The organism is Shigella sonnei, from assembly GCF_002950395.1.
Lineage (GTDB): Bacteria > Pseudomonadota > Gammaproteobacteria > Enterobacterales > Enterobacteriaceae > ECMA0423.
The window spans coordinates 4,442,158-4,467,560 of the sequence record NZ_CP026802.1; the positions used below are offsets into that span (position 1 = coordinate 4,442,158).

20 protein-coding genes, 1 other RNA gene and 4 pseudogenes are annotated in these 25,403 nt (G+C 49.4%); 15 read left to right on the forward strand and 10 right to left on the reverse strand.

Annotated features, from left to right (window positions below):
• Positions 1-20 precede the first annotated feature (20 nt).
• On the reverse strand, positions 21-1,592 hold the full coding sequence (gene garD / locus C1P89_RS22960) for a galactarate dehydratase (RefSeq protein ID WP_001273744.1): 1,572 nt from the start codon (positions 1,590-1,592) through the stop codon (positions 21-23).
• A gap of 374 nt (positions 1,593-1,966) precedes the next feature.
• Here garD and garP point away from each other — a divergent pair.
• The 5 genes and pseudogenes from garP (at position 1,967) to rnpB (ending at position 6,657) form a co-directional block, all read left to right on the forward strand.
• Positions 1,967-3,300, forward strand: a pseudogene (garP, locus tag C1P89_RS22965) (galactarate/glucarate/glycerate transporter GarP).
• 15 nt (positions 3,301-3,315) lie between these two features.
• Positions 3,316-4,086 (forward strand): 2-dehydro-3-deoxyglucarate aldolase, encoded by a 771-nt coding sequence (gene garL, locus C1P89_RS22970; RefSeq protein ID WP_001058227.1) that lies wholly within the window; start codon positions 3,316-3,318, stop codon positions 4,084-4,086.
• A 29-nt stretch (positions 4,087-4,115) separates the two neighbouring features.
• On the forward strand, positions 4,116-5,006 hold the full coding sequence (garR, locus tag C1P89_RS22975; RefSeq protein ID WP_011310298.1) for a 2-hydroxy-3-oxopropionate reductase: 891 nt from the start codon (positions 4,116-4,118) through the stop codon (positions 5,004-5,006).
• A gap of 96 nt (positions 5,007-5,102) precedes the next feature.
• Positions 5,103-6,248, forward strand: coding sequence for a glycerate 2-kinase (gene garK / locus C1P89_RS22980; RefSeq protein WP_005140202.1), 1,146 nt, complete (start codon positions 5,103-5,105; stop codon positions 6,246-6,248).
• 32 nt (positions 6,249-6,280) lie between these two features.
• Positions 6,281-6,657, forward strand: an RNA gene (gene rnpB / locus C1P89_RS22985) — RNase P RNA component class A.
• A gap of 613 nt (positions 6,658-7,270) precedes the next feature.
• Here rnpB and C1P89_RS22990 read toward each other — a convergent pair.
• The 5 genes and pseudogenes from C1P89_RS22990 to tdcR form a co-directional block, all read right to left on the reverse strand.
• Positions 7,271-8,114 (reverse strand): annotated as a pseudogene (locus C1P89_RS22990) (hypothetical protein); the annotation flags it as partial.
• Positions 8,115-8,127: 13 nt separating this feature from the next.
• A protein-coding gene (locus C1P89_RS22995; RefSeq protein ID WP_237158176.1) for an IS1-like element IS1A family transposase occupies positions 8,128-8,825 on the reverse strand; the annotation gives its coding sequence in 2 pieces (ribosomal slippage) (positions 8,128-8,576 and positions 8,576-8,825; 699 coding nt in all).
• A gap of 104 nt (positions 8,826-8,929) precedes the next feature.
• Positions 8,930-9,627, reverse strand: a protein-coding gene (locus C1P89_RS23000; protein WP_094096600.1) for an IS1-like element IS1A family transposase whose coding sequence is annotated in 2 segments (ribosomal slippage) — positions 8,930-9,378 and positions 9,378-9,627 — 699 coding nt in all. Because the reading frame shifts where the segments join, the coding sequence is not laid out codon by codon here.
• A gap of 56 nt (positions 9,628-9,683) precedes the next feature.
• A pseudogene (locus C1P89_RS26170) lies at positions 9,684-9,803 on the reverse strand (hypothetical protein); the annotation flags it as partial.
• Between the two features lie 255 nt (positions 9,804-10,058).
• The gene (gene tdcR, locus C1P89_RS26175) at positions 10,059-10,277 is read right to left on the reverse strand and encodes a transcriptional activator TdcR (RefSeq protein WP_001390702.1); all 219 of its coding nucleotides are present in this window, start codon (positions 10,275-10,277) and stop codon (positions 10,059-10,061) included.
• Between the two features lie 314 nt (positions 10,278-10,591).
• On the opposite strand from tdcR, the gene tdcA reads away from it, so the two are divergent.
• The 9 genes from tdcA to cyuA all read left to right on the forward strand — a co-directional run bounded on the left by tdcA (position 10,592) and on the right by cyuA (position 22,316).
• Positions 10,592-11,530, forward strand: a complete 939-nt coding sequence (gene tdcA / locus C1P89_RS23010) for a transcriptional regulator TdcA (protein ID WP_000104211.1) — start codon at positions 10,592-10,594, stop codon at positions 11,528-11,530.
• Between the two features lie 98 nt (positions 11,531-11,628).
• A complete protein-coding gene (gene tdcB / locus C1P89_RS23015; RefSeq protein ID WP_000548339.1) occupies positions 11,629-12,618 on the forward strand; it encodes a bifunctional threonine ammonia-lyase/L-serine ammonia-lyase TdcB in 990 nt (329 codons plus the stop codon).
• A 21-nt stretch (positions 12,619-12,639) separates the two neighbouring features.
• On the forward strand, positions 12,640-13,971 hold the full coding sequence (gene tdcC, locus C1P89_RS23020; RefSeq protein WP_000107723.1) for a threonine/serine transporter TdcC: 1,332 nt from the start codon (positions 12,640-12,642) through the stop codon (positions 13,969-13,971).
• A gap of 25 nt (positions 13,972-13,996) precedes the next feature.
• Positions 13,997-15,205 (forward strand): propionate kinase, encoded by a 1,209-nt coding sequence (gene tdcD, locus C1P89_RS23025; protein ID WP_001352528.1) that lies wholly within the window; start codon positions 13,997-13,999, stop codon positions 15,203-15,205.
• A gap of 33 nt (positions 15,206-15,238) precedes the next feature.
• Positions 15,239-17,533, forward strand: coding sequence for a 2-ketobutyrate formate-lyase/pyruvate formate-lyase (tdcE, locus tag C1P89_RS23030; protein ID WP_000686861.1), 2,295 nt, complete (start codon positions 15,239-15,241; stop codon positions 17,531-17,533).
• A 13-nt stretch (positions 17,534-17,546) separates the two neighbouring features.
• Positions 17,547-17,936, forward strand: coding sequence for an enamine/imine deaminase (locus tag C1P89_RS23035; protein WP_000719990.1), 390 nt, complete (start codon positions 17,547-17,549; stop codon positions 17,934-17,936).
• 71 nt (positions 17,937-18,007) lie between these two features.
• Positions 18,008-19,372, forward strand: a complete 1,365-nt coding sequence (gene tdcG / locus C1P89_RS23040) for an L-serine ammonia-lyase (RefSeq protein ID WP_000622116.1) — start codon at positions 18,008-18,010, stop codon at positions 19,370-19,372.
• 274 nt (positions 19,373-19,646) lie between these two features.
• Positions 19,647-20,978, forward strand: a complete 1,332-nt coding sequence (locus C1P89_RS23045; protein ID WP_000401571.1) for an SLC5/6 family protein — start codon at positions 19,647-19,649, stop codon at positions 20,976-20,978.
• A gap of 27 nt (positions 20,979-21,005) precedes the next feature.
• Entirely contained in the window at positions 21,006-22,316 is a 1,311-nt protein-coding gene (gene cyuA / locus C1P89_RS23050) for a cysteine desulfidase (RefSeq protein WP_000460519.1), read from the forward strand.
• 133 nt (positions 22,317-22,449) lie between these two features.
• Here the strand turns inward: cyuA and yhaL are convergent, their stop codons facing one another.
• Positions 22,450-22,614, reverse strand: a complete 165-nt coding sequence (gene yhaL / locus C1P89_RS23055; RefSeq protein ID WP_001295544.1) for a protein YhaL — start codon at positions 22,612-22,614, stop codon at positions 22,450-22,452.
• Between the two features lie 22 nt (positions 22,615-22,636).
• The gene (locus tag C1P89_RS23060; RefSeq protein ID WP_000633577.1) at positions 22,637-23,338 is read right to left on the reverse strand and encodes a pirin family protein; all 702 of its coding nucleotides are present in this window, start codon (positions 23,336-23,338) and stop codon (positions 22,637-22,639) included.
• Positions 23,339-23,442: 104 nt separating this feature from the next.
• Here C1P89_RS23060 and yhaJ point away from each other — a divergent pair.
• A pseudogene (yhaJ, locus tag C1P89_RS23070) lies at positions 23,443-24,335 on the forward strand (DNA-binding transcriptional regulator YhaJ).
• Positions 24,336-24,385: 50 nt separating this feature from the next.
• Here the strand turns inward: yhaJ and C1P89_RS23075 are convergent.
• A complete protein-coding gene (locus tag C1P89_RS23075; RefSeq protein ID WP_001198807.1) occupies positions 24,386-24,742 on the reverse strand; it encodes a DUF805 domain-containing protein in 357 nt (118 codons plus the stop codon).
• 241 nt (positions 24,743-24,983) lie between these two features.
• Positions 24,984-25,349, reverse strand: a complete 366-nt coding sequence (locus C1P89_RS23080; protein ID WP_005140186.1) for a DUF805 domain-containing protein — start codon at positions 25,347-25,349, stop codon at positions 24,984-24,986.
• Positions 25,350-25,403: the final 54 nt, after the last annotated feature.

The following is a 25,403-nucleotide window of genomic DNA, read 5'->3' on the forward strand; positions in this document are numbered from 1 at the left end:
GAGGGACGTTCCAAAAGAAATCAGGTCACCGGTGCCGGGTTAAACACCGCCAGCTGGTTATGCAGCCCCCATTGATCCGAGAAGGTTTTCTTCTTCCCGCTGGCGACGTCGAGAATAAAGTGGAACAACTTCCAGCCCACCTCTTCAATGCTCTCTTCGCCGGTAGCGATAGTGCCCGCGTTAATATCCATTAAATCAAACCAGCGGTTCGCCAGCTCGGTGCGGGTTGCCATTTTAATTACGGGTACCGCCATCAGGCCGTACGGCGTACCACGGCCGGTCGTAAACACTTGTACGGTGATACCCGAAGCCACCTGTTGCGTGCCACAGACAAAATCGCTGGCTGGCGTCGCGGCGTAAATTAATCCGCGTTTAGTCGGGCGTTGACCGGGCGACAGCACTTCAACAATTGCACTTTTACCCGATTTAGCAATGGAGCCGAGTGCCTTCTCCACCACATTTGCCAGACCGCCTTTCTTGTTGCCCGGCGAAGGGTTGGCGCTGCGGTCGGTTTTTCCCATATTGAGATAGTTATCGTACCACTCCATCTCCTCCAGCAGCCGTTTGCCGACCTCTTCGTTCACTGCGCGTGGTGTCAGCAGATGGATCGCGTCACGCACTTCCGTTACTTCTGAAAACATCACCGTTGCGCCGCAGCGCACCAGTAGATCAGACGCATAGCCAACCGCCGGGTTTGCCGTTACACCAGAAAACGCATCGCTGCCACCGCACTGCACACCAACGACCAGTTCTGAAGCCGGGCAGGTTTCTCGCTGCCGTTGATTCAGTTTTTGTAGATGGCGTTCGGCGACCTGCAAAATATCCTCGACCATGGACTGAAAGCCGACATGCTTTTCATCCTGCAAACTGACAATGCTGGCGCTTTCTACTGGAATAGCTTGCACATCATCCGTGCCGACCAGCAGGCGCTCAGGCTGCAACTTTTCACAACCCAGACCAATCACCATTACTTCGCCGCCAAAGTTAGGGTTCAGCGAAATATTGTGGATGGTACGAATAGGCACAACTGCCGCCGGTGCGTTAATCGCCACGCCACAGCCGTACAAATGATTCAGCCCCACCACGCCATCGACGTTCGGGTATTTCGGTAGCAGATCGCGTTCAATGATTTTTACTACATAGTCCACCACGCCTGCCACACAGTGGACGCTGGTGGTGATGCCGAGCAGGTTTTTGGTGCCCACGCTGCCATCGGCATTGCGATAGCCCTCAAAGGTGTATCCTTCCAGCGGCGGTAAGGGGGCCGGGACTTTGGTTGCCAGTGGCAGCGTGTGTAACGGCGGCGCTTCCGGTAGTACAACCATTGATTCGTCGATCCAGCTTCCGCGTGGGATTGCGCGCACGGCGTAACCAATCACTTCGCCATAACGAATAATTTCACCATTAGCTGGAATGTCCAGCAATGCGACTTTATGCCCCTGGGGAATATGTTCAATTAATTCCAGCCCATCCGGAAAACGCGTTCCTGCTTTCAGGCCATTATCATTAACAATAATTGCCACATTATCTGTGTCGTGAACTTTTATATAAAACGCAGTTGGCGTTTCTTGTCTGATTTCGATGTTGGCCATTGTGCAATATTCTCCAGCCAGGGGTTATTAAAATGAGGATCTGGTCTCATTTAAAAATAAATGACTTCATTGGGTGAAATAAGAATGTCAGGAGTTTAAACGCAGAAATGTGATCAATGTCAATCATTTCAGGGATTGCAGTGCCGCCCGGTAAGGTAAAGCGCAAATCTGTGCTTTAGCGCGCAACCTTATGTGCATATGCTCAAAATAATATTTAAATAGTACTGATTAAATTAGCATTTGCACAATGATTATTATTCTCCCGCTGCTTATACTAATTCCCGAGTTCATTGTCGTAACGGCATAAATAAAACTCATAAATAACACCTTCCCCATAATAATAAAAATCAGCATAAGTACCCGAGGTAAATAAAATGATTCTGGACACCGTTGACGTAAAAAAGAAAGGCGTGCATACCAGCTATTTAATATTACTGATTATTTTTATTGTTACCGCCGTTAACTACGCCGATCGTGCAACGCTGTCTATTGCTGGTACCGAAGTGGCAAAAGAGTTGCAGTTAAGTGCGGTTTCGATGGGTTACATCTTCTCTGCTTTTGGCTGGGCCTACTTGCTGATGCAAATCCCCGGCGGCTGGTTGCTTGATAAGTTTGGCTCGAAAAAAGTTTACACCTACAGCCTCTTTTTCTGGTCGCTGTTCACCTTCCTGCAAGGCTTTGTTGATATGTTCCCGCTGGCCTGGGCAGGGATCTCCATGTTCTTTATGCGCTTTATGCTGGGGTTCTCGGAAGCGCCATCATTCCCGGCGAACGCCCGTATTGTCGCCGCCTGGTTCCCGACGAAAGAACGTGGTACTGCCTCCGCCATCTTTAACTCGGCGCAATATTTCTCGCTGGCGCTCTTTTCGCCGCTGCTTGGCTGGCTGACTTTCGCTTGGGGCTGGGAGCACGTCTTCACCGTTATGGGGGGATTGGTTTTGTGCTGACGGCGCTGTGGATCAAGTTGATTCATAACCCGACAGATCACCCACGTATGTCTGCGGAAGAGCTGAAGTTTATCTCTGAAAATGGCGCGGTGGTCGATATGGACCACAAAAAGCCGGGCAGCGCGGCAGCAAGCGGTCCCAAACTGCATTACATCAAGCAATTGCTCTCTAACCGCATGATGTTGGGCGTATTTTTCGGACAATATTTTATCAACACCATCACCTGGTTCTTCCTCACCTGGTTCCCGATTTATCTGGTGCAGGAAAAAGGCATGTCGATTCTGAAAGTGGGTCTGGTCGCCTCGATTCCGGCACTGTGTGGTTTTGCGGGCGGCGTGCTGGGAGGTGTCTTCTCGGATTATCTGATCAAACGCGGTTTATCCCTGACCCTGGCACGTAAGCTACCGATTGTGCTGGGAATGTTGCTGGTTTCCACCATCATCTTATGTAACTACACCAACAACACCACGCTGGTGGTCATGCTGATGGCGCTGGCTTTTTTTGGCAAAGGATTTGGTGCTCTGGGCTGGCCGGTGATTTCTGACACCGCGCCGAAAGAGATTGTTGGCCTCTGTGGCGGCGTCTTTAACGTCTTTGGCAATGTTGCCTCCATTGTCACTCCACTGGTGATTGGCTACCTGGTAAGTGAACTGCACTCCTTCAATGCAGCACTGGTTTTCGTGGGATGTTCAGCGCTGATGGCGATGGTCTGCTACCTCTTCGTAGTTGGCGACATTAAACGTATGGAATTGCAGAAATAAGCAAAGGTATAAGCGATGAATAACGATGTTTTCCCGAATAAATTCAAAGCCGCACTGGCTGCGAAACAGGTACAAATTGGTTGCTGGTCAGCACTCTCTAACCCGATTAGCACTGAAGTTCTTGGTTTGGCTGGGTTTGACTGGCTGGTGCTGGATGGCGAACATGCGCCAAACGATATTTCCACGTTTATTCCGCAGTTAATGGCCCTGAAAGGCAGCGCCAGCGCGCCAGTAGTGCGAGTGCCGACCAACGAGCCGGTAATTATTAAGCGTCTTCTGGATATCGGTTTCTATAACTTCCTGATTCCTTTTGTAGAAACAAAAGAGGAAGCAGAGCAGGCGGTGGCATCAACTCGTTACCCGCCGGAAGGCATTCGCGGCGTCTCCGTTTCTCACCGCGCCAATATGTTTGGCACCGTGGCGGATTATTTCGCTCAGTCGAACAAGAACATTACTATTCTGGTCCAGATAGAAAGTCAGCAGGGCGTAGATAACGTCGATGCTATTGCCGCTACCGAAGGTGTAGACGGTATCTTCGTCGGCCCCAGCGATCTGGCTGCGGCATTGGGCCATCTCGGCAATGCCTCGCATCCGGATGTACAAAAAGCAATTCAGCATATTTTTAACCGTGCCAGCGCGCACGGCAAACCCAGCGGTATTCTCGCGCCGGTCGAAGCCGATGCGCGTCGTTATCTGGAATGGGGCGCGACGTTTGTGGCTGTCGGCAGCGATCTTGGCGTCTTCCGCTCTGCCACTCAGAAACTGGCTGATACCTTTAAAAAATAACCACCACCGCAACAAGAGAGATGGTTGATATGACTATGAAAGTTGGTTTTATTGGCCTGGGGATTATGGGTAAACCAATGAGTAAAAACCTTCTGAAAGCAGGTTACTCGCTGGTGGTTGCTGACCGTAACCCAGAAGCTATTGCTGACGTGATTGCTGCAGGTGCAGAAACAGCGTCTACGGCTAAAGCGATCGCTGAACAGTGCGACGTCATCATAACCATGCTGCCAAACTCCCCTCATGTGAAAGAGGTGGCGCTGGGTGAGAATGGCATTATTGAAGGCGCGAAGCCAGGTACGGTATTGATCGATATGAGTTCTATCGCACCGCTGGCAAGCCGTGAAATCAGCGAAGCGCTGAAAGCGAAAGGCATTGATATGCTGGATGCTCCGGTGAGCGGCGGTGAACCGAAAGCCATCGACGGTACGCTGTCAGTGATGGTGGGCGGCGACAAGGCTATTTTCGACAAATACTATGATTTGATGAAAGCGATGGCGGGTTCCGTGGTGCATACCGGGGAAATCGGTGCAGGTAACGTCACCAAACTGGCAAATCAGGTCATTGTGGCGCTGAATATTGCTGCGATGTCAGAAGCGTTAACGCTGGCAACCAAAGCGGGCGTTAACCCGGACCTGGTTTATCAGGCAATTCGCGGTGGGCTGGCGGGCAGTACCGTGCTGGATGCCAAAGCGCCGATGGTGATGGACCGCAACTTCAAGCCGGGCTTCCGCATTGATCTGCATATTAAGGATCTGGCGAATGCGCTGGATACTTCTCACGGCGTCGGCGCACAACTGCTGCTCACAGCTGCGGTTATGGAGATGATGCAGGCACTGCGTGCAGATGGTTTAGGAACGGCGGATCATAGCGCCCTGGCGTGCTACTACGAAAAACTGGCGAAAGTCGAAGTTACTCGTTAATGACGTCGTGCCCGGATGGTGTATTGCAATCCGGGCCTGGAATCTAGGCCGAATAAGAGAAACGCCCTCCGGCGTCATGTGGTAACAGGCATAGGTATGAAAATCGTAATCGCCCCAGACTCTTATAAAGAAAGTTTATCTGCCAGCGAGGTTGCGCAGGCGATAGAAAAAGGATTTCGGGAAATTTTTCCTGATGCACAGTATGTTTCTGTTCCGGTTGCCGACGGTGGTGAAGGAACGGTGGAAGCGATGATTGCAGCCACCCAGGGGGCTGAACGTCACGCCTGGGTTACAGGGCCGCTGGGCGAGAAAGTGAATGCCAGTTGGGGGATCTCCGGCGATGGCAAAACCGCGTTTATTGAAATGGCGGCGGCCAGTGGGCTGGAGCTGGTACCTGCGGAAAAACGCGATCCACTCGTAACCACTTCACGCGGCACAGGCGAGTTAATCCTGCAGGCGCTGGAGAGCAGTGCAACAAACATTATTATCGGCATTGGCGGCAGCGCTACAAATGATGGCGGCGCAGGCATGGTACAGGCGCTGGGGGCGAAATTATGCGACGCCAACGGCAATGAAATTGGTTTTGGCGGCGGTAGTCTTAATACTCTGAATGATATTGATATTTCCGGCCTCGATCCGCGCTTAAAAGATTGCGTCATTCGCGTCGCTTGTGATGTCACCAATCCGCTGGTGGGCGATAACGGCGCATCGCGCATCTTTGGCCCACAAAAGGGAGCCAGTGAAGCGATGATTGTTGAGCTGGACAATAACCTCTCTCACTATGCCGATGTCATTAAAAAAGCGCTGCATGTTGATGTGAAAGATGTCCCCGGCGCAGGAGCTGCGGGCGGTATGGGCGCGGCGCTGATGGCGTTTCTTGGTGCGGAACTGAAAAGTGGTATTGAAATCGTCACTACGGCGCTGAATCTGGAAGAACATATTCACGATTGTACGCTGGTGATCACCGGTGAAGGGCGTATTGACAGCCAGAGTATTCACGGCAAGGTACCGATTGGCGTTGCAAACGTGGCGAAGAAGTACCATAAACCGGTGATTGGCATTGCGGGTAGCCTGACCGATGATGTTGGCGTTGTACATCAGCATGGCATCGATGCGGTCTTCAGCGTATTGACCAGCATAGGTACGTTGGACGAAGCATTCCGCGGGGCTTATGACAATATCTGCCGTGCTTCACGTAATATCGCCGCGACACTGGCGATTGGAATGCGCAACGCGGGGTGACAAGGGCGCGCAAACCCTCTATACTGCGCGCCGAAGCTGACCAGACAGTCGCCGCTTCGTCGTCGTCCTCTTCGGGGGAGACGGGCGGAGGGGAGGAAAGTCCGGGCTCCATAGGGCAGGGTGCCAGGTAACGCCTGGGGGGGAAACCCACGACCAGTGCAACAGAGAGCAAACCGCCGATGGCCCGCGCAAGCGGGATCAGGTAAGGGTGAAAGGGTGCGGTAAGAGCGCACCGCGCGGCTGGTAACAGTCCGTGGCACGGTAAACTCCACCCGGAGCAAGGCCAAATAGGGGTTCATAAGGTACGGCCCGTACTGAACCCGGGTAGGCTGCTTGAGCCAGTGAGCGATTGCTGGCCTAGATGAATGACTGTCCACGACAGAACCCGGCTTATCGGTCAGTTTCACCTGATTTACGTAAAAACCCGCTTCGGCGGGTTTTTGCTTTTGGAGGAGCGGAAAGATGAATGACTGTCCACGACGCTATACCCAAAAGAAAGCGGCTTATCGGTCAGTTTCACCTGGTTTACGTAAAAAACCGCTTCGGCGGGTTTTTGCTTTTGGAGGGGCAGAAAGATGAATGACTGTCCACGACGCTATACCCAAAAGAAAGCGGCTTATCGGTCAGTTTCACCTGATTTACGTAAAAACCCGCTTCGGCGGGTTTTTGCTTTTGGAGGGGCAGAAAGATGAATGACTGTCCACGACACTATACCCAAAAGAAAGCGGCTTATCGGTCAGTTTCACCTGATGTACGTAATAAACCGTTCCGGCGGGTTTCAGATTGTTGAGTGCGCTTTATTCATGCCGGATGCTGCGTGAACGCCTTATCCTGCCTACAAAAGCACGCAAATTCAATATATTGTAGAGATGGCGTAGGCCTGATAAGCGTAGCGCATCAGGCATTTTTGCGGTTGCCATCAGTTTCAAACCCGCGTCAGTGAGTTTTTGCTTTTGGTGCACAGGGTAAGATGAATGAATATCTACGGTATTAATTATAGATTTTGTAAGAAGTTATTATGTCTATATTGCATTTAAAAGGTCGTAATCATACGTATATTCCTCTCTGGTAAAATATAGATTCTCTGAGTTATATGCTTCATATGCGTTATATTTTTCGACCTCAAAGCAATTGTCCGAAGAATTTTCGTCTTTCTCGAGGCTATTATCAAAAAGGAATTCCTCTGAGCTAGAGTCTTCTATGTTTAAATCTATAGTGTAATTAATTTTTGGATCGACCAGATAAGCATTTTCTTTGATATTTTCATAATCTTCAATGATTATATCGATGTAATCATATATTTTTTTCTGATGAGAATTCTTTCATCTCTGGTAATTTAATTCTGTTCAAGCAATTGTTGATTTTCGATGAGCTTTTATATATTTCTTTTGTTAATTCATTTTCTAATTTATCTGTAAGAGTTGCCCTTGGTATAGATTTTATAATTGCAAATCTCATAATTTTTAATTGTTCTTCGGTAATGTCTCCAAGCTCATTTAAACAACTTTCGACAAACTTGATTTTTTCTTCAGAATACATATCGCTAATGCTTATTAAAACAGGCGTTATTTTTAGTAAATAATCCCAGGAGATTGTGGCGTTTTGTGTTGAACTAACAAAATTAACCTGGAACATGTTGGCATTAGTAAAATTTGTTGAATCCAATTTAAAAGGATTTAAAATAGTATTAGCCATATGTTTATCTGTAAAATCGTAATAATCTAAATCGACATTACGTAAGTCCAGAGAGGATAGATCAACTATATCTCCAGTCCCACAACTAAAAATTACGTTCAACCTCCTGATTTCATTGTAAATATTTTTTAATGGGCAATTAACATTGATATTGCCTGTAGATATTTCCGGTAATGACTCCAACTTATTGATAGTGTTTTATGTTCAGATAATGCCCGATGACTTTGTCATGCAGCTCCACCGATTTTGAGAACGACAGCGACTTCCGTCCCAGCCGTGCCAGGTGCTGCCTCAGATTCAGGTTATGCCGCTCAATTCGCTGCGTATATCGCTTGCTGATTACGTGCAGCTTTCCCTTCAGGCGGGATTCATACAGCGGCCAGCCATCCGTCATCCATATCACCACGTCAAAGGGTGACAGCAGGCTCATAAGACGCCCCAGCGTCGCCATAGTGCGTTCACCGAATACGTGCGCAACAACCGTCTTCCGGAGACTGTCATACGCGTAAAACAGCCAGCGCTGGCGCGATTTAGCCCCGACATAGCCCCACTGTTCGTCCATTTCCGCGCAGACGATGACGTCACTGCCCGGCTGTATGCGCGAGGTTACCGACTGCGGCCTGAGTTTTTTAAGTGACGTAAAATCGTGTTGAGGCCAACGCCCATAATGCGTGCAGTTGCCCGGCATCCAACGCCATTCATGGCCATATCAATGATTTTCTGGTGCGTACCGGGTTGAGAAGCGGTGTAAGTGAACTGCATTTGCCATGTTTTACGGCAGTGAGAGCAGAGATAGCGCTGATGTCCGGCAGTGCTTTTGCCGTTACGCACCACCCCGTCAGTAGCTGAACAGGAGGGACAGCTGATAGAAACAGAAGCCACTGGAGCACCTCAAAAACACCATCATACACTAAATCAGTAAGTTGGCAGCATCACCGATATTTCCTGGTTTTTTAACGGTTCATTAATGGGGTAATGACTCCAACTTATTGATAGTGTTTTATGTTCAGATAATGCCCGATGACTTTGTCATGCAGCTCCACCGATTTTGAGAACGACAGCGACTTCCGTCCCAGCCGTGCCAGGTGCTGCCTCAGATTCAGGTTATGCCGCTCAATTCGCTGCGTATATCGCTTGCTGATTACGTGCAGCTTTCCCTTCAGGCGGGATTCATACAGCGGCCAGCCATCCGTCATCCATATCACCACGTCAAAGGGTGACAGCAGGCTCATAAGACGCCCCAGCGTCGCCATAGTGCGTTCACCGAATACGTGCGCAACAACCGTCTTCCGGAGACTGTCATACGCGTAAAACAGCCAGCGCTGGCGCGATTTAGCCCCGACATAGCCCCACTGTTCGTCCATTTCCGCGCAGACGATGACGTCACTGCCCGGCTGTATGCGCGAGGTTACCGACTGCGGCCTGAGTTTTTTAAGTGACGTAAAATCGTGTTGAGGCCAACGCCCATAATGCGTGCAGTTGCCCGGCATCCAACGCCATTCATGGCCATATCAATGATTTTCTGGTGCGTACCGGGTTGAGAAGCGGTGTAAGTGAACTGCAGTTGCCATGTTTTACGGCAGTGAGAGCAGAGATAGCGCTGATGTCCGGCAGTGCTTTTGCCGTTACGCACCACCCCGTCAGTAGCTGAACAGGAGGGACAGCTGATAGAAACAGAAGCCACTGGAGCACCTCAAAAACACCATCATACACTAAATCAGTAAGTTGGCAGCATCACCCAATTTCTGCAAACTTTCTTTTTACCGTCCAATAATCAATATTTCTATTGTGATTGTTAACCACTGCGTGCATTGGCGGGATTGAAGGGTGAAAAATATGTGCAATTGGGAAGCCTTTCATTGATGCCTGCCTTGTCGTCATGACAAACAATAATAGATGCTTATTTTCCTCGCAGGGTTCTTTCGCACTATCAAAAAACGCTCATTTACCCGGCGTTACAGTAAACGAAGCAACATTCTGTGGCCTACGACGATCAAAAGCTCTGTGAAAATTTCCCTTGTTGTCTTTGTCTGACCTTATCGCGGCGATCAGCAATTATTCGTTTTGTGATCCTCAACACAAAATGCTATTCGTCGCCTATGAGGGGAGAAGAATTTATGGAAAACGATTGCATTCACAAAATGACGTCCTGTCAGAAGAGAAAAAGTTGACGTTAATCAATTGTTCGAGATGATCAATACCTGTATTCGAAATTTTAAAATATTGATAAAATAAATGTTTGTTCTCCAACAAATAGCGTGAAAAAATGTGACGTGCCGCAGTATTTATCGCTGAAAATGGTTTATTTATAATAAAATTTGAGAACTTGCTCATTAAATTTAACTCAAATTTTGCCTGGTAATTATCCGGTAATTGCTTGAAATATGGTCTCAGCCCCTTTTTTGTATTAACCACATAACGAATGATGTTATCGCCATAAAATATGGTTATCCCCGTCATTTTTTTTGACAAAAATCAGGGTTTATGCTGATTTTTATGCTTTAACTTGTTGATATTTAAAGGTATTTAATTGTAATGACGATACCCTGGAAAGTATTGAAAGTTAATTTGTGAGTGGTCGCACATATCCTGTTCATTTCATTTTGATACACTTCATGCCGTCAATGAGGTAATTAACGTAGGTCGTTATGAGCACTATTCTTCTTCCGAAAACGCAGCACCTGGTAGTCTTTCAGGAAGTCATTAGAAGTGGCTCTATCGGCTCGGCTGCAAAAGAATTAGGGTTAACTCAACCGGCCGTCAGTAAAATCATTAACGATATTGAAGATTATTTTGGTGTGGAATTAGTGGTGCGGAAAAATACCGGTGTAACATTAACACCTGCCGGTCAATTGTTACTCTCCCGTTCCGAATCCATTACCCGTGAAATGAAAAATATGGTTAATGAGATAAGCGGTATGTCTTCTGAGGCGGTGGTGGAAGTCTCATTTGGTTTTCCTTCATTGATTGGTTTTACTTTTATGTCAGGGATGATCAACAAGTTCAAAGAGGTGTTCCCGAAAGCGCAGGTTTCTATGTATGAAGCGCAACTGTCTTCGTTCTTACCGGCAATCCGCGACGGTCGACTGGATTTTGCGATTGGTACGTTAAGTGCAGAAATGAAGCTTCAGGATTTACATGTTGAGCCGCTGTTCGAGTCCGAGTTTGTGCTGGTAGCCAGTAAGTCCCGAACATGCACCGGCACCACCACGCTGGAGTCGTTGAAGAACGAACAGTGGGTGTTGCCACAAACTAATATGGGGTACTACAGCGAACTGCTTACTACGTTACAAAGAAATGGCATCAGTATTGAAAACATCGTTAAAACCGACTCAGTCGTGACAATTTATAATCTTGTTCTCAATGCTGATTTCTTAACTGTAATTCCTTGTGATATGACGTCACCTTTTGGTTCTAATCAATTTATTACTATTCCGGTTGAAGAAACATTACCTGTGGCACAATATGCCGCGGTATGGTCGAAAAATTATCGTATTAAAAAAGCAGCATCGGTTTTGGTGGAATTAGCCAAAGAGTATTCATCTTATAATGGGTGTAGACGAAGGCAATTAATAGAAGTTGGTTAGTTATTTGTTTTTATTTAAACATAAATAATCCACCTGTCTGTTTTGCAGGTGTCGGTTACGGTTACCTACATATTTAATTCAGGCGAAGAGGTTTTATAATGCATATTACATACGATCTGCCGATTGCTATTGATGATATTATTGAAGCGAAACAACGACTGGCTGGGCGAATTTATAAAACAGGCATGCCTCGCTCCAACTATTTTAGTGAACGTTGCAAAGGTGAAATATTCCTGAAGTTTGAAAATATGCAGCGTACGGGTTCATTTAAAATTCGTGGCGCATTTAATAAATTAAGTTCACTGACCGATGCGGAAAAACGCAAAGGCGTGGTGGCCTGTTCTGCGGGCAACCATGCGCAAGGGGTTTCGCTCTCCTGCGCGATGCTGGGTATCGACGGTAAAGTGGTGATGCCAAAAGGTGCGCCAAAATCCAAAGTAGCGGCAACGTGCGACTACTCCGCAGAAGTCGTTCTGCATGGTGATAACTTCAACGACACTATCGCTAAAGTGAGCGAAATTGTCGAAATGGAAGGCCGTATTTTTATCCCACCTTACGATGATCCGAAAGTGATTGCTGGCCAGGGAACGATTGGTCTGGAAATTATGGAAGATCTCTATGATGTCGATAACGTGATTGTGCCAATTGGTGGTGGCGGTTTAATTGCTGGTATTGCGGTGGCAATTAAATCTATTAACCCGACCATTCGTGTTATTGGCGTACAGTCTGAAAACGTTCACGGCATGGCGGCTTCTTTCCACTCCGGAGAAATAACCACGCACCGAACTACCGGCACCCTGGCGGATGGTTGTGATGTCTCCCGCCCGGGTAATTTAACTTACGAAATCGTTCGTGAATTAGTCGATGACATCGTGCTGGTCAGCGAAGACGAAATCAGAAACAGTATGATTGCCTTAATTCAGCGCAATAAAGTCGTCACCGAAGGCGCAGGCGCTCTGGCATGTGCTGCATTATTAAGCGGTAAATTAGACCAATATATTCAAAACAGAAAAACCGTCAGTATTATTTCCGGCGGCAATATCGATCTTTCTCGCGTCTCTCAAATCACCGGTTTCGTTGACGCTTAATTAATTCGTTGAGGATAGGATATGAGTACTTCAGATAGCATTGTATCCAGCCAGACAAAACAATCGTCCTGGCGTAAATCAGATACCACATGGACGTTAGGCTTGTTTGGTACGGCAATCGGCGCCGGGGTGCTGTTCTTCCCTATCCGCGCAGGTTTTGGCGGACTGATCCCGATTCTTCTGATGTTGGTATTGGCATACCCCATCGCATTTTATTGCCACCGGGCGCTGGCGCGTCTATGTCTTTCTGGCTCTAACCCTTCCGGCAACATTACGGAAACGGTGGAAGAGCATTTTGGTAAAACTGGCGGCGTGGTTATCACGTTCCTGTACTTCTTCGCGATTTGCCCACTGCTGTGGATTTATGGCGTTACTATTACCAATACCTTTATGACGTTCTGGGAAAACCAGCTCGGCTTTGCACCGCTGAATCGCGGCTTTGTGGCGCTGTTCCTGCTGCTGCTGATGGCTTTCGTCATCTGGTTTGGTAAGGATCTGATGGTTAAAGTGATGAGCTACCTGGTATGGCCGTTTATCGCCAGCCTGGTGCTGATTTCTCTGTCGCTGATCCCTTACTGGAACTCTGCAGTTATCGACCAGGTTGACCTCGGTTCGCTGTCGTTAACCGGTCATGACGGTATCCTGATCACCGTCTGGCTGGGGATTTCCATCATGGTTTTCTCCTTTAATTTCTCGCCAATCGTCTCTTCCTTCGTGGTTTCTAAACGTGAAGAGTATGAGAAAGACTTCGGTCGCGACTTCACCGAACGTAAATGTTCCCAAATCATTTCTCGTGCCAGCATGCTGATGGTTGCAGTGGTGATGTTCTTTGCCTTTAGCTGCCTATTTACGCTGTCTCCGGCCAACATGGCGGAAGCCAAAGCGCAGAATATTCCAGTGCTTTCTTATCTGGCTAACCACTTTGCGTCCATGACCGGTACCAAAACAACGTTCGCGATTACACTGGAATATGCGGCTTCCATCATCGCACTCGTGGCTATCTTCAAATCTTTCTTCGGTCACTATCTGGGAACGCTGGAAGGTCTGAATGGCCTGGTCCTGAAGTTTGGTTATAAAGGCGACAAAACTAAAGTGTCGCTGGGTAAACTGAACACTATCAGCATGATCTTCATCATGGGCTCCACCTGGGTTGTTGCCTACGCCAACCCGAACATCCTCGACCTGATTGAAGCCATGGGCGCACCGATTATCGCATCCCTGCTGTGCCTGTTGCCGATGTATGCCATCCGTAAAGCGCCGTCTCTGGCGAAATACCGTGGTCGTCTGGATAACGTGTTTGTTACCGTGATTGGTCTGCTGACCATCCTGAACATCGTATACAAACTGTTTTAATCCGTAACTCAGGATGAGAAAAGAGATGAATGAATTTCCGGTTGTTTTGGTTATTAACTGTGGTTCGTCTTCGATTAAGTTTTCCGTGCTCGATGCCAGCGACTGTGAAGTATTAATGTCAGGTATTGCCGACGGTATTAACTCGGAAAATGCATTCTTATCCGTAAATGGGGGAGAGCCAGCACCGCTGGCTCACCACAGCTACGAAGGTGCATTGAAGGCAATTGCATTTGAACTGGAAAAACGGAATTTAAATGACAGTGTGGCCTTAATTGGCCACCGCATCGCTCACGGCGGCAGTATTTTTACCGAGTCCGCCATTATTACCGATGAAGTCATTGATAATATCCGTCGCGTTTCTCCACTGGCACCCCTGCATAATTACGCCAATTTAAGTGGTATTGAATCGGCGCAGCAATTATTTCCGGGCGTAACTCAGGTGGCGGTATTTGATACCAGTTTCCACCAGACGATGGCTCCGGAAGCTTATTTATACGGCCTGCCGTGGAAATATTATGAAGAGTTAGGTGTACGCCGTTATGGTTTCCACGGCACGTCGCACCGCTATGTTTCCCAGCGCGCACATTCTCTGCTGAATCTGGCGGAAGATGACTCCGGCCTGGTTGTGGCGCATCTTGGCAATGGCGCGTCAATCTGCGCGGTTCGCAACGGTCAGAGTGTTGATACTTCAATGGGAATGACGCCGCTGGAAGGCTTGATGATGGGAACCCGCAGTGGCGATGTCGACTTTGGTGCGATGTCCTGGGTCGCCAGCCAAACCAACCAGAGCCTGGGTGACCTGGAACGCGTAGTGAATAAAGAGTCGGGATTATTAGGTATTTCCGGTCTTTCTTCGGATTTACGTGTTCTGGAAAAAGCCTGGCATGAAGGTCACGAACGCGCGCAACTGGCAATTAAAACCTTTGTTCACCGAATTGCCCGTCATATTGCCGGACACGCAGCTTCATTACGTCGCCTGGATGGAATTATATTCACCGGCGGAATAGGAGAGAATTCAAGTTTAATTCGTCGTCTGGTCATGGAACATTTGGCTGTATTAGGCGTAGTGATTGATACAGAAATGAATAATCGCTCTAACTCTTTTGGAGAGCGAATTGTTTCCAGTGAAAATGCGCGTGTCATTTGTGCCGTTATTCCGACTAACGAAGAAAAAATGATTGCTTTGGATGCCATTCATTTAGGCAAAGTTAACGCGCCCGCAGAATTTGCATAATTTAGTTGAAGTATTGTAGAGAGATTATTTTTCATGAAGATAGATATTGATACCAGCGATAAGCTGTACGCCGACGCATGGCTTGGCTTTAAAGGTACGGACTGGAAAAACGAAATTAATGTCCGCGATTTTATTCAACATAACTATACACCGTATGAAGGCGATGAATCTTTCCTCGCCGAAGCGACGCCTGCCACCACGGAATTGTGGGAAAAAGTAATGGAAGGCATCCGTATCGAAAACGCAACCCACGCGCCGGTTGATTTCGATACCAATATTGCCACCACAATTACCGCTCATGATGCGGGATATATTAACCAGCCGCTGGAAAAAATTGTTGGTCTGCAAACGGATGCGCCATTAAAGCGCGCGCTGCATCCGTTCGGTGGCATTAATATGATTAAAAGTTCATTCCACGCCTATGGCCGTGAAATGGACAGTGAATTTGAATATCTGTTTACCGATCTGCGTAAAACCCATAACCAGGGCGTATTTGATGTTTACTCACCGGATATGCTGCGCTGCCGTAAATCTGGCGTGCTGACCGGTTTACCAGATGGCTATGGCCGTGGGCGCATTATCGGTGACTATCGCCGCGTAGCGCTGTATGGCATCAGTTATCTGGTGCGTGAACGCGAACTGCAATTTGCCGATCTCCAGTCCCGTCTGGAAAAAGGCGAAGATCTGGAAGCCACCATCCGTCTGCGTGAGGAGCTGGCAGAGCATCGTCATGCGCTGTTGCAGATTCAGGAAATGGCGGCGAAATATGGCTTTGATATCTCTCGCCCGGCGCAGAATGCGCAGGAAGCGGTGCAGTGGCTCTACTTCGCTTATCTGGCGGCAGTGAAATCACAGAACGGCGGCGCGATGTCGCTGGGGCGCACGGCGTCGTTCCTCGATATCTACATTGAGCGCGACTTTAAAGCAGGCGTACTCAATGAGCAGCAGGCACAGGAACTGATCGATCACTTCATTATGAAGATCCGTATGGTGCGCTTCTTGCGTACGCCGGAATTTGATTCGCTGTTCTCCGGCGACCCAATCTGGGCGACGGAAGTGATCGGCGGGATGGGGCTGGACGGTCGTACGCTGGTGACCAAAAACTCCTTCCGCTATTTGCACACCCTGCACACTATGGGGCCGGCACCGGAACCTAACCTGACCATTCTTTGGTCGGAAGAATTACCGATTGCCTTCAAAAAATATGCCGCGCAGGTGTCGATCGTCACCTCTTCCTTGCAGTATGAAAACGACGATCTGATGCGTACTGACTTCAACAGCGACGATTACGCAATTGCTTGTTGCGTCAGCCCAATGGTGATTGGTAAGCAAATGCAGTTCTTTGGTGCACGCGCTAACCTGGCGAAAACACTGCTGTACGCAATTAACGGCGGGGTGGACGAGAAGCTGAAGATTCAGGTCGGGCCGAAAACAGCACCGCTGATGGACGACGTGCTGGATTACGACAAAGTGATGGACAGCCTCGATCACTTCATGGACTGGCTGGCGGTGCAGTACATCAGCGCGCTGAATATCATTCACTACATGCACGACAAGTACAGCTACGAAGCTTCGCTGATGGCGCTGCACGATCGTGATGTCTATCGCACTATGGCATGCGGCATCGCGGGCCTGTCGGTGGCGACGGACTCCCTGTCTGCCATCAAATATGCCCGCGTGAAACCAATCCGTGACGAAAACGGCCTGGCGGTGGACTTTGAAATCGACGGTGAATATCCGCAGTACGGCAACAACGACGAGCGCGTAGACAGCATTGCCTGCGACCTGGTTGAACGCTTTATGAAGAAAATTAAAGCGCTGCCAACCTATCGCAACGCCGTCCCTACCCAGTCGATTCTGACTATCACTTCTAACGTGGTGTACGGCCAGAAAACCGGTAATACGCCGGACGGTCGTCGCGCCGGAACACCGTTCGCGCCGGGCGCTAACCCGATGCATGGTCGTGACCGCAAAGGTGCCGTGGCCTCATTGACGTCGGTGGCGAAACTGCCGTTCACCTACGCCAAAGATGGGATCTCGTACACCTTCTCAATCGTTCCTGCGGCGCTGGGCAAAGAAGATCCAGTACGTAAAACCAACCTTGTCGGCCTGCTGGATGGGTATTTCCACCACGAAGCGGATGTCGAAGGCGGTCAACACCTCAACGTCAACGTAATGAATCGGGAAATGCTGCTGGATGCCATCGAGCACCCGGAAAAATATCCTAACCTGACAATCCGTGTCTCTGGCTACGCCGTGCGCTTCAACGCACTGACCCGTGAACAGCAACAGGATGTTATTTCACGTACTTTTACCCAGGCGCTCTGACGCCGGAGGATGTATGAAAAAGATTATCGAAACGCAACGTGCCCCAGGCGCAATCGGCCCTTATGTTCAGGGCGTTGATTTAGGCAGCATGGTCTTCACCTCCGGGCAAATTCCGGTTTGCCCGCAGACCGGTGAGATCCCGGCTGATGTGCAAGATCAGGCGCGTTTAAGCCTCGAAAACGTCAAAGCGATCGTGGTTGCTGCCGGGCTGAGCGTGGGCGATATCATCAAGATGACCGTGTTCATCACCGATCTGAATGATTTTGCCACCATCAATGAAGTCTATAAGCAGTTCTTCGATGAGCATCAGGCGACCTACCCGACCCGGAGCTGTGTGCAGGTTGCGCGTTTGCCGAAAGATGTGAAGCTGGAAATTGAAGCTATCGCAGTACGTAGTGCGTAAAGCCTCGTGAGCGGGACGGTCGCAAGGTCGTTCCGCTCCACTTCACTGAACGGCAATCCGAGGGTGTGGATATGATTAGTGCATTCGATATTTTCAAAATTGGGATTGGTCCCTCCAGTTCGCATACCGTGGGGCCAATGAATGCCGGAAAAAGTTTTATTGATCGGCTGGAAAGTAGCGGCTTATTAACCGCGACGAGCCATATTGTGGTCGATCTGTATGGGTCGTTGTCACTGACGGGCAAAGGCCATGCCACGGATGTCGCCATTATCATGGGACTGGCAGGAAACAGTCCGCAGGATGTTGTCATTGATGAGATCCCTGCATTTATAGAGTTAGTAACGCGCAGCGGGCGGCTGCCAGTGGCATCTGGTGCGCATATTGTTGATTTTCCTGTAGCAAAGAACATTATCTTCCATCCCGAAATGTTGCCTCGCCATGAGAACGGAATGCGGATCACTGCCTGGAAGGGACAGGAAGCGCTATTAAGTAAAACCTATTACTCTGTCGGCGGCGGGTTTATTGTCGAAGAAGAACACTTCGGCCTGTCGCACGATGTCGAAACGTCCGTACCTTACGATTTCCACTCAGCAGGTGAACTGCTGAAAATGTGTGATTACAACGGCCTGTCTATATCTGGCCTGATGATGCACAACGAGCTGGCGCTGCGCAGCAAAGCGGAAATTGACGCAGGATTTGCCCGTATCTGGCAAGTGATGCATGACGGTATTGAACGCGGGATGAACACTGAAGGCGTGCTGCCTGGTCCGCTCAATGTGCCGCGTCGTGCCGTAGCGCTGCGTCGTCAGCTGGTTTCTAGCGATAACATCTCTAACGATCCGATGAATGTCATCGACTGGATCAACATGTACGCGCTGGCGGTTAGTGAAGAAAACGCAGCTGGCGGGCGCGTGGTAACGGCACCGACTAACGGTGCGTGCGGCATTATTCCGGCAGTGCTGGCTTATTACGATAAGTTCCGTCGTCCGGTAAACGAGCGGTCAATTGCCCGCTATTTTCTGGCAGCGGGGGCTATTGGCGCGCTGTATAAAATGAACGCCTCCATCTCTGGCGCGGAGGTCGGCTGTCAGGGGGAGATTGGCGTGGCCTGTTCAATGGCGGCGGCAGGGTTAACTGAACTACTGGGCGGCAGTCCGGCGCAGGTATGCAATGCGGCGGAAATCGCGATGGAGCATAACCTTGGGCTGACCTGCGATCCGGTTGCCGGACAGGTACAAATCCCGTGCATTGAACGTAATGCCATTAATGCCGTGAAAGCAGTAAACGCCGCGTGGATGGCGATGCGCCGCACCTCGGCACCGCGTGTTTCACTCGATAAAGTGATCGAGACGATGTATGAAACCGGCAAAGATATGAACGATAAATACCGCGAAACATCACGCGGAGGACTGGCCATTAAAGTGGTCTGCGGCTGACATTGCTGTCAGCTTTCATCCTTGGGTGCACAAATGTGCACCTTTTTTTTGTGATCTGCCGCAAATAGAGAATGAATATTCTCTTGCGATTAATTTAGTAGAAAATTCTTATCCATCTCCGTTATTTCAAAGTCTTGATTGTGAAGATTTTCTCTGACCTCGCGCGTATCATTTCTTTATTCTAATAACTCGCCTGCAAAAACGTAGACCGCATATCGCCTTGATGCGGCTCGGAAAAAAATAATAAGCCCTACAAAATATTGAGCGAGAAATTATGGAAATTGCATCGAATAAAGGCGTCATTGCAGACGCTTCGACCCCGGCGGGTCGTGCTGGAATGAGTGAGAGCGAGTGGCGAGAAGCGATCAAATTCGACAGTACTGACACCGGCTGGGTGATTATGAGTATCGGGATGGCGATTGGCGCGGGGATTGTTTTTCTCCCGGTGCAGGTCGGTTTGATGGGATTGTGGGTATTTTTGCTCTCATCGGTGATTGGTTACCCGGCAATGTATCTGTTTCAGCGGTTGTTTATTAATACGCTGGCAGAATCACCAGAATGTAAAGATTACCCGAGTGTCATTAGCGGTTATTTAGGTAAAAACTGGGGCATCCTGTTAGGTGCGTTCTATTTCGTAATGCTGGTGATTTGGATGTTCGTCTATTCCACCGCCATCACCAACGATAGTGCTTCCTATCTGCATACCTTCGGCGTGACGGAAGGGTTGCTGTCAGACAGTCCCTTTTATGGTCTGGTACTGATTTGCATTCTGGTGGCGATCTCTTCACGCGGCGAGAAATTGTTATTCAAAATTTCGACCGGCATGGTGCTGACCAAGCTGCTGGTGGTCGCGGCGCTGGGCGTGTCGATGGTGGGAATGTGGCATCTGTATAACGTCGGTTCGCTACCGCCGCTGGGGCTGCTGGTGAAAAACGCCATTATTACGCTGCCGTTTACCCTGACGTCGATTTTGTTTATCCAGACGTTAAGCCCGATGGTGATCTCTTATCGCTCGCGGGAAAAATCTATTGAAGTGGCGCGGCATAAAGCATTGCGGGCAATGAATATCGCGTTTGGCATTTTGTTTGTCACCGTCTTTTTCTACGCCGTGTCGTTCACGCTGGCGATGGGGCATGACGAAGCGGTAAAAGCCTACGAGCAGAATATTTCCGCGCTGGCGATTGCCGCACAGTTTATTAGCGGTGACGGCGCAGCGTGGGTGAAAGTGGTCAGCGTCATTCTCAATATCTTTGCTGTCATGACTGCATTCTTTGGCGTCTATTTAGGCTTTCGCGAAGCAACGCAAGGGATCGTAATGAACATCCTGCGTCGCAAGATGCCTGCCGAGAAGATTAACGAAAATCTTGTTCAGCGCGGCATCATGATTTTCGCCATTTTGCTGGCCTGGAGCGCTATCGTACTGAACGCACCGGTGTTGAGCTTCACCTCTATCTGTAGCCCGATTTTCGGCATGGTAGGGTGCCTGATCCCGGCGTGGCTGGTTTACAAAGTACCGGCATTGCACAAATACAAAGGGATGTCTCTGTACCTGATTATCGTCACTGGTTTGTTGCTTTGTGTTTCTCCGTTCCTGGCATTTTCTTGATTTACCTGAAATTTTAAGGTTTTTAATATGTTTGATTCGACTTTAAATCCGTTATGGCAGCGTTACATCCTCGCCGTTCAGGAGGAAGTAAAACCGGCGCTGGGATGTACTGAACCGATTTCACTGGCGCTGGCGGCGGCGGTTGCTGCGGCAGAACTGGAAGGTCCGGTTGAACGTGTAGAAGCCTGGGTTTCGCCAAATCTGATGAAGAACGGTCTGGGCGTCACCGTTCCCGGCACGGGAATGGTGGGGCTGCCGATTGCGGCGGCGCTGGGGGCGTTAGGTGGAAATGCCAACGCCGGGCTGGAAGTGCTGAAAGACGCAACTGCGCAGGCAATTGCCGATGCCAAAGCACTGCTGGCGGCGGGGAAAGTCTCCGTTAAGATCCAGGAACCTTGCAATGAAATCCTCTTCTCACGCGCCAAAGTCTGGAACGGTGAGAAGTGGGCGTGTGTCACCATCGTCGGCGGGCATACCAACATTGTGCATATTGAGACGCACAATGGTGTGGTGTTTACCCAGCAGGCGTGTGTGGCAGAGGGCGAGCAAGAGTCTCCGCTGACGGTGCTTTCCAGAACGACGCTGGCTGAGATCCTGAAGTTCGTCAATGAAGTCCCGTTTGCGGCGATCCGCTTTATTCTCGATTCCGCGAAGCTAAATTGTGCGTTATCGCAGGAAGGTTTGAGCGGTAAGTGGGGGCTGCATATTGGCGCGACGCTGGAAAAACAGTGCGAGCGCGGTTTGCTGGCGAAAGATCTCTCTTCATCCATTGTGATTCGTACCAGCGCGGCATCCGATGCGCGTATGGGCGGCGCTACGCTTCCGGCTATGAGTAACTCCGGCTCGGGTAACCAGGGGATCACCGCAACAATGCCTGTGGTGGTTGTAGCAGAACACTTCGGAGCGGATGATGAACGACTGGCGCGTGCGCTGATGCTTTCTCATTTGAGCGCAATTTACATCCATAACCAGTTACCGCGTTTGTCTGCACTTTGTGCCGCAACGACCGCAGCAATGGGGGCCGCCGCCGGGATGGCATGGCTGGTGGATGGGCGTTATGAAACTATCTCGATGGCGATCAGCAGTATGATCGGCGATGTCAGCGGCATGATTTGCGATGGTGCGTCGAACAGCTGCGCGATGAAGGTTTCGACCAGTGCTTCGGCTGCGTGGAAAGCGGTGTTAATGGCGCTGGATGATACCGCCGTGACCGGCAATGAAGGGATCGTGGCGCATGATGTTGAGCAGTCGATTGCCAACCTGTGTGCGTTAGCAAGCCATTCGATGCAGCAAACGGATCGGCAGATTATCGAGATTATGGCGAGCAAGGCCAGATAAACGCCAGGTTTTGAGTATTGTGCCGGATGCGATGCTGGCGCACCTTATCCGGCCTACGGGTTGTTTAATTCGTTAATGTTGTTGGATTTTGTAGGCCGGATAAGGCGTTTTCGCCGCATCCGGCAACCTGTCTTTACGCGGTAGCTTCATCCTCGGCTAAACGCGTTTCAGCATCCGCGACGATGGCTTCCAGCTCGCTCAACATCTCTTCATAGCCAAAATTTTTGGCGGTGCGAGCAGGTTCTTTCGCCACCACGGGCTTCACTGGCTGGCGCTTTTTGGCCGATTTTTTACTCATCATCATCTCCCTGTAAAAACAACTAGACAGGCAAATCTATCAGCAAAGCGCGCAGTGGGGAATCGGCAACCAGCGTAATGTTAGCCTCGTCACGAATAAACGCCCCATCACCGCAGGTCAGCGCCGCTTTCTCTTCATGATGCGTAAGCGCATGAAATTTCCCGTGAATCGATTGCAAATACGCGCGTGGCCCATGCAACTGGAAATTCGCACTTTCGCCTTTGTCGAGCACGATATGGTGCAGCCACACTTGCTGGCGTAATTGCAGGCTTCCCATCGTACCCTCTGGCGAGGCGATTAATTGCTGCTTGCCCATATTAAGCGCCAGTTTTTGAATCAGCGGATTCTCTCGCTGCGGGCAGGCGTCCAGCCAAAGCTGCATTCGTGTTAACGGTTTGTCTTTGCTGAGATTGTGTTCGCTGTAGCTGACACCCGGCTGGGTAGAGAGCAGCAACGCCTCACCGGCGCTGGCCTGAACATGATTGCCTTCGCTGTCGCGATACTCTGCTTCTCCATCCAGAATCACATTTAAAATATCGACTTTGGGATAGGTTCGCGGCTGAAAGGCGGCACCTGGGGCCAGCACTTCCTGGTTAAGCACACGCAGGGAGGCATAGCCTAACAATTTCGGGTCGAAGTAGTGTCCAAAGGAAAAAGTATACCGGGCCTGCAACCATCCGTAGTCTGCTTGTCCACACTGCCTGGCAGTTCGGGTAGTAATCATAATTCTTGACCTCTCTTTACTTCCTTTTATGGTAAGGGGCTGGACGCTACATTGTTAGCCAGATATTCTGCCCGGTATGTTCAAATTTCCTGAATGAGAACGAAATGGCCAAAGAAAGGGCATTAACGCTGGAAGCACTACGGGTTATGGATGCGATCGCCGGGGCAGTTTTGCGGCGGCGGCGGATGAGCTGGGACGCGTGCCTTCCGCACTTAGCTACACCATGCAAAAACTGGAAGAAGAGCTGGATGTGGTGCTGTTTGACCGCTCGGGCCATCGCACCAAATTCACCAATGTCGGGAGGATGTTGCTGGAGCGAGGGCGCGTTTTGCTGGAAGCCGCAGATAAACTGACTACCGATGCGGAAGCCCTCGCGCGCGGTTGGGAAACGCATCTCACCATTGTGACCGAAGCGCTGGTACCGACACCTGCCTTTTTCCCGTTAATCGACAAACTGGCGGCAAAAGCCAATACCCAACTGGCAATCATCACCGAAGTGCTGGCGGGGGCGTAGGAACGACTGGAGCAGGGGCGGGCGGATATTGTTATCGCGCCGGATATGCATTTTCGTTCCTCGTCGGAGATCAACTCGCGCAAGCTCTATACGTTAATGAACGTCTACGTTGCCGCGCCTGATCACCCGATTCATCAGGAGCCGGAACCGTTATCTGAAGTGACGCGCGTGAAATATCGTGGAATTGCGGTAGCGGATACCGCTCGTGAGCGCCCGGTGTTGACCGTACAACTGCTGGACAAACAGCCGCGCTTAACGGTGAGCACGATTGAAGATAAACGTCAGGCATTACTGGCGGGGCTTGGCGTGGCGACGATGCCGTATCCGATGGTCGAAAAAGATATTGCGGAAGGGCGGTTGCGTGTCGTCAGCCCGGAATCGACCAGTGAGATCGATATTATTATGGCCTGGCGTCGTGACAGTATGGGGGAAGCGAAATCCTGGTGTCTGCGGGAAATTCCCAAACTTTTTAGCGGAAAATAATATTTATTATTGTTAATAAAAAGGGGCGAAATATCGCCCCAATTCTAAGATTAATTTGAACCAAACTTCGGATCGTTTCCGTAACGATTGCTGCCAGAAGTACCTTCTGTGCAGAAAAAAACCAGAAGCACGAGCCAGCCAATAAACGGAACAAAAAAGAGCAAGGCCCAGGCACCTGAACGGTCGGTATCGTGTAAGCGACGGATAGCAAGCGCAAGGACGGGAAGGAAGGTTGCCAGCAAATAAAGCATAGACAGATATGGAAGCTCCAGACCTAAAATCAATTGAATGACATTGATAATAGCGCCGACGATGGCGTTAATCAGAGTAAACATCCAGTACTCTTTACGACGTGCGCGACCAGAGAAACCAACATAATTTTTTAATACGGATAAATACCACTGCATAAAAACATCCCTTTAATTAAAAGTGACGAAAGTCTATTCCGGGTATTGTGTAAATGCTATTCGTATCTTTCTTTTTCGGATGTTATAAAGGTTTTGATATTTAAGATAAATACATGGTTATTTTTTATAGGTAATTTATATAACGACATTGAAATATTTTAAATAAACATTAGTAAATTATTCATTCATCAACATGATGATAAAAGCCGGATGAGTCAGACATCCGGCGAGCAGATTTGTTTTAAGGTTCCAGTTTTGGATCAGGTCCAAAGCGGTTTTCGCCTGGCGTACCCGCCTGGCAGTTAAAGACGATGATAATAAGCCAGCCGATAAACGGGATTAAGAATAGCAGTGCCCACCACGCCGAGCGGTCGGTGTCGTGCAGGCGGCGGAACTGAACTGCCCACCACGGTAAAAACACCAGAATACCGTAGATTGTCGTCAGGATGCCTTCGCCACCAGCGCGTTGCCAGCCTAACATTTTATCCAGCAGCCCCAGCACGAACGTAAAGATGATGTTGACCAGAATAAACATCCAGTACTCTTTGCGCCGCGCACGACCCCGGAAACCGACATAATTTTTTATTACTTTCAGATACCAGTCCATTTTTGCCTCAATTTTGCTCAATCACTTGTTTTTAAAGCAGCAAATTAAGAATAG

Bases quoted from the DNA above. Each gene is read 5' to 3' on its own strand.
- garD (WP_001273744.1), bottom strand. From the start codon at position 1,592: ATGGCCAACATCGAAATCAGACAAGAAACGCCAACTGCGTTTTATATA.
- garL (WP_001058227.1), top strand. From the start codon at position 3,316: ATGAATAACGATGTTTTCCCGAATAAATTCAAAGCCGCACTGGCTGCG.
- garR (WP_011310298.1), top strand. From the start codon at position 4,116: ATGACTATGAAAGTTGGTTTTATTGGCCTGGGGATTATGGGTAAACCA.
- garK (WP_005140202.1), top strand. From the start codon at position 5,103: ATGAAAATCGTAATCGCCCCAGACTCTTATAAAGAAAGTTTATCTGCC.
- tdcR (WP_001390702.1), bottom strand. From the start codon at position 10,277: ATGAGCAAGTTCTCAAATTTTATTATAAATAAACCATTTTCAGCGATA.
- tdcA (WP_000104211.1), top strand. From the start codon at position 10,592: ATGAGCACTATTCTTCTTCCGAAAACGCAGCACCTGGTAGTCTTTCAG.
- tdcB (WP_000548339.1), top strand. From the start codon at position 11,629: ATGCATATTACATACGATCTGCCGATTGCTATTGATGATATTATTGAA.
- tdcC (WP_000107723.1), top strand. From the start codon at position 12,640: ATGAGTACTTCAGATAGCATTGTATCCAGCCAGACAAAACAATCGTCC.
- tdcD (WP_001352528.1), top strand. From the start codon at position 13,997: ATGAATGAATTTCCGGTTGTTTTGGTTATTAACTGTGGTTCGTCTTCG.
- tdcE (WP_000686861.1), top strand. From the start codon at position 15,239: ATGAAGATAGATATTGATACCAGCGATAAGCTGTACGCCGACGCATGG.
- C1P89_RS23035 (WP_000719990.1), top strand. From the start codon at position 17,547: ATGAAAAAGATTATCGAAACGCAACGTGCCCCAGGCGCAATCGGCCCT.
- tdcG (WP_000622116.1), top strand. From the start codon at position 18,008: ATGATTAGTGCATTCGATATTTTCAAAATTGGGATTGGTCCCTCCAGT.
- C1P89_RS23045 (WP_000401571.1), top strand. From the start codon at position 19,647: ATGGAAATTGCATCGAATAAAGGCGTCATTGCAGACGCTTCGACCCCG.
- cyuA (WP_000460519.1), top strand. From the start codon at position 21,006: ATGTTTGATTCGACTTTAAATCCGTTATGGCAGCGTTACATCCTCGCC.
- yhaL (WP_001295544.1), bottom strand. From the start codon at position 22,614: ATGAGTAAAAAATCGGCCAAAAAGCGCCAGCCAGTGAAGCCCGTGGTG.
- C1P89_RS23060 (WP_000633577.1), bottom strand. From the start codon at position 23,338: ATGATTACTACCCGAACTGCCAGGCAGTGTGGACAAGCAGACTACGGA.
- C1P89_RS23075 (WP_001198807.1), bottom strand. From the start codon at position 24,742: ATGCAGTGGTATTTATCCGTATTAAAAAATTATGTTGGTTTCTCTGGT.
- C1P89_RS23080 (WP_005140186.1), bottom strand. From the start codon at position 25,349: ATGGACTGGTATCTGAAAGTAATAAAAAATTATGTCGGTTTCCGGGGT.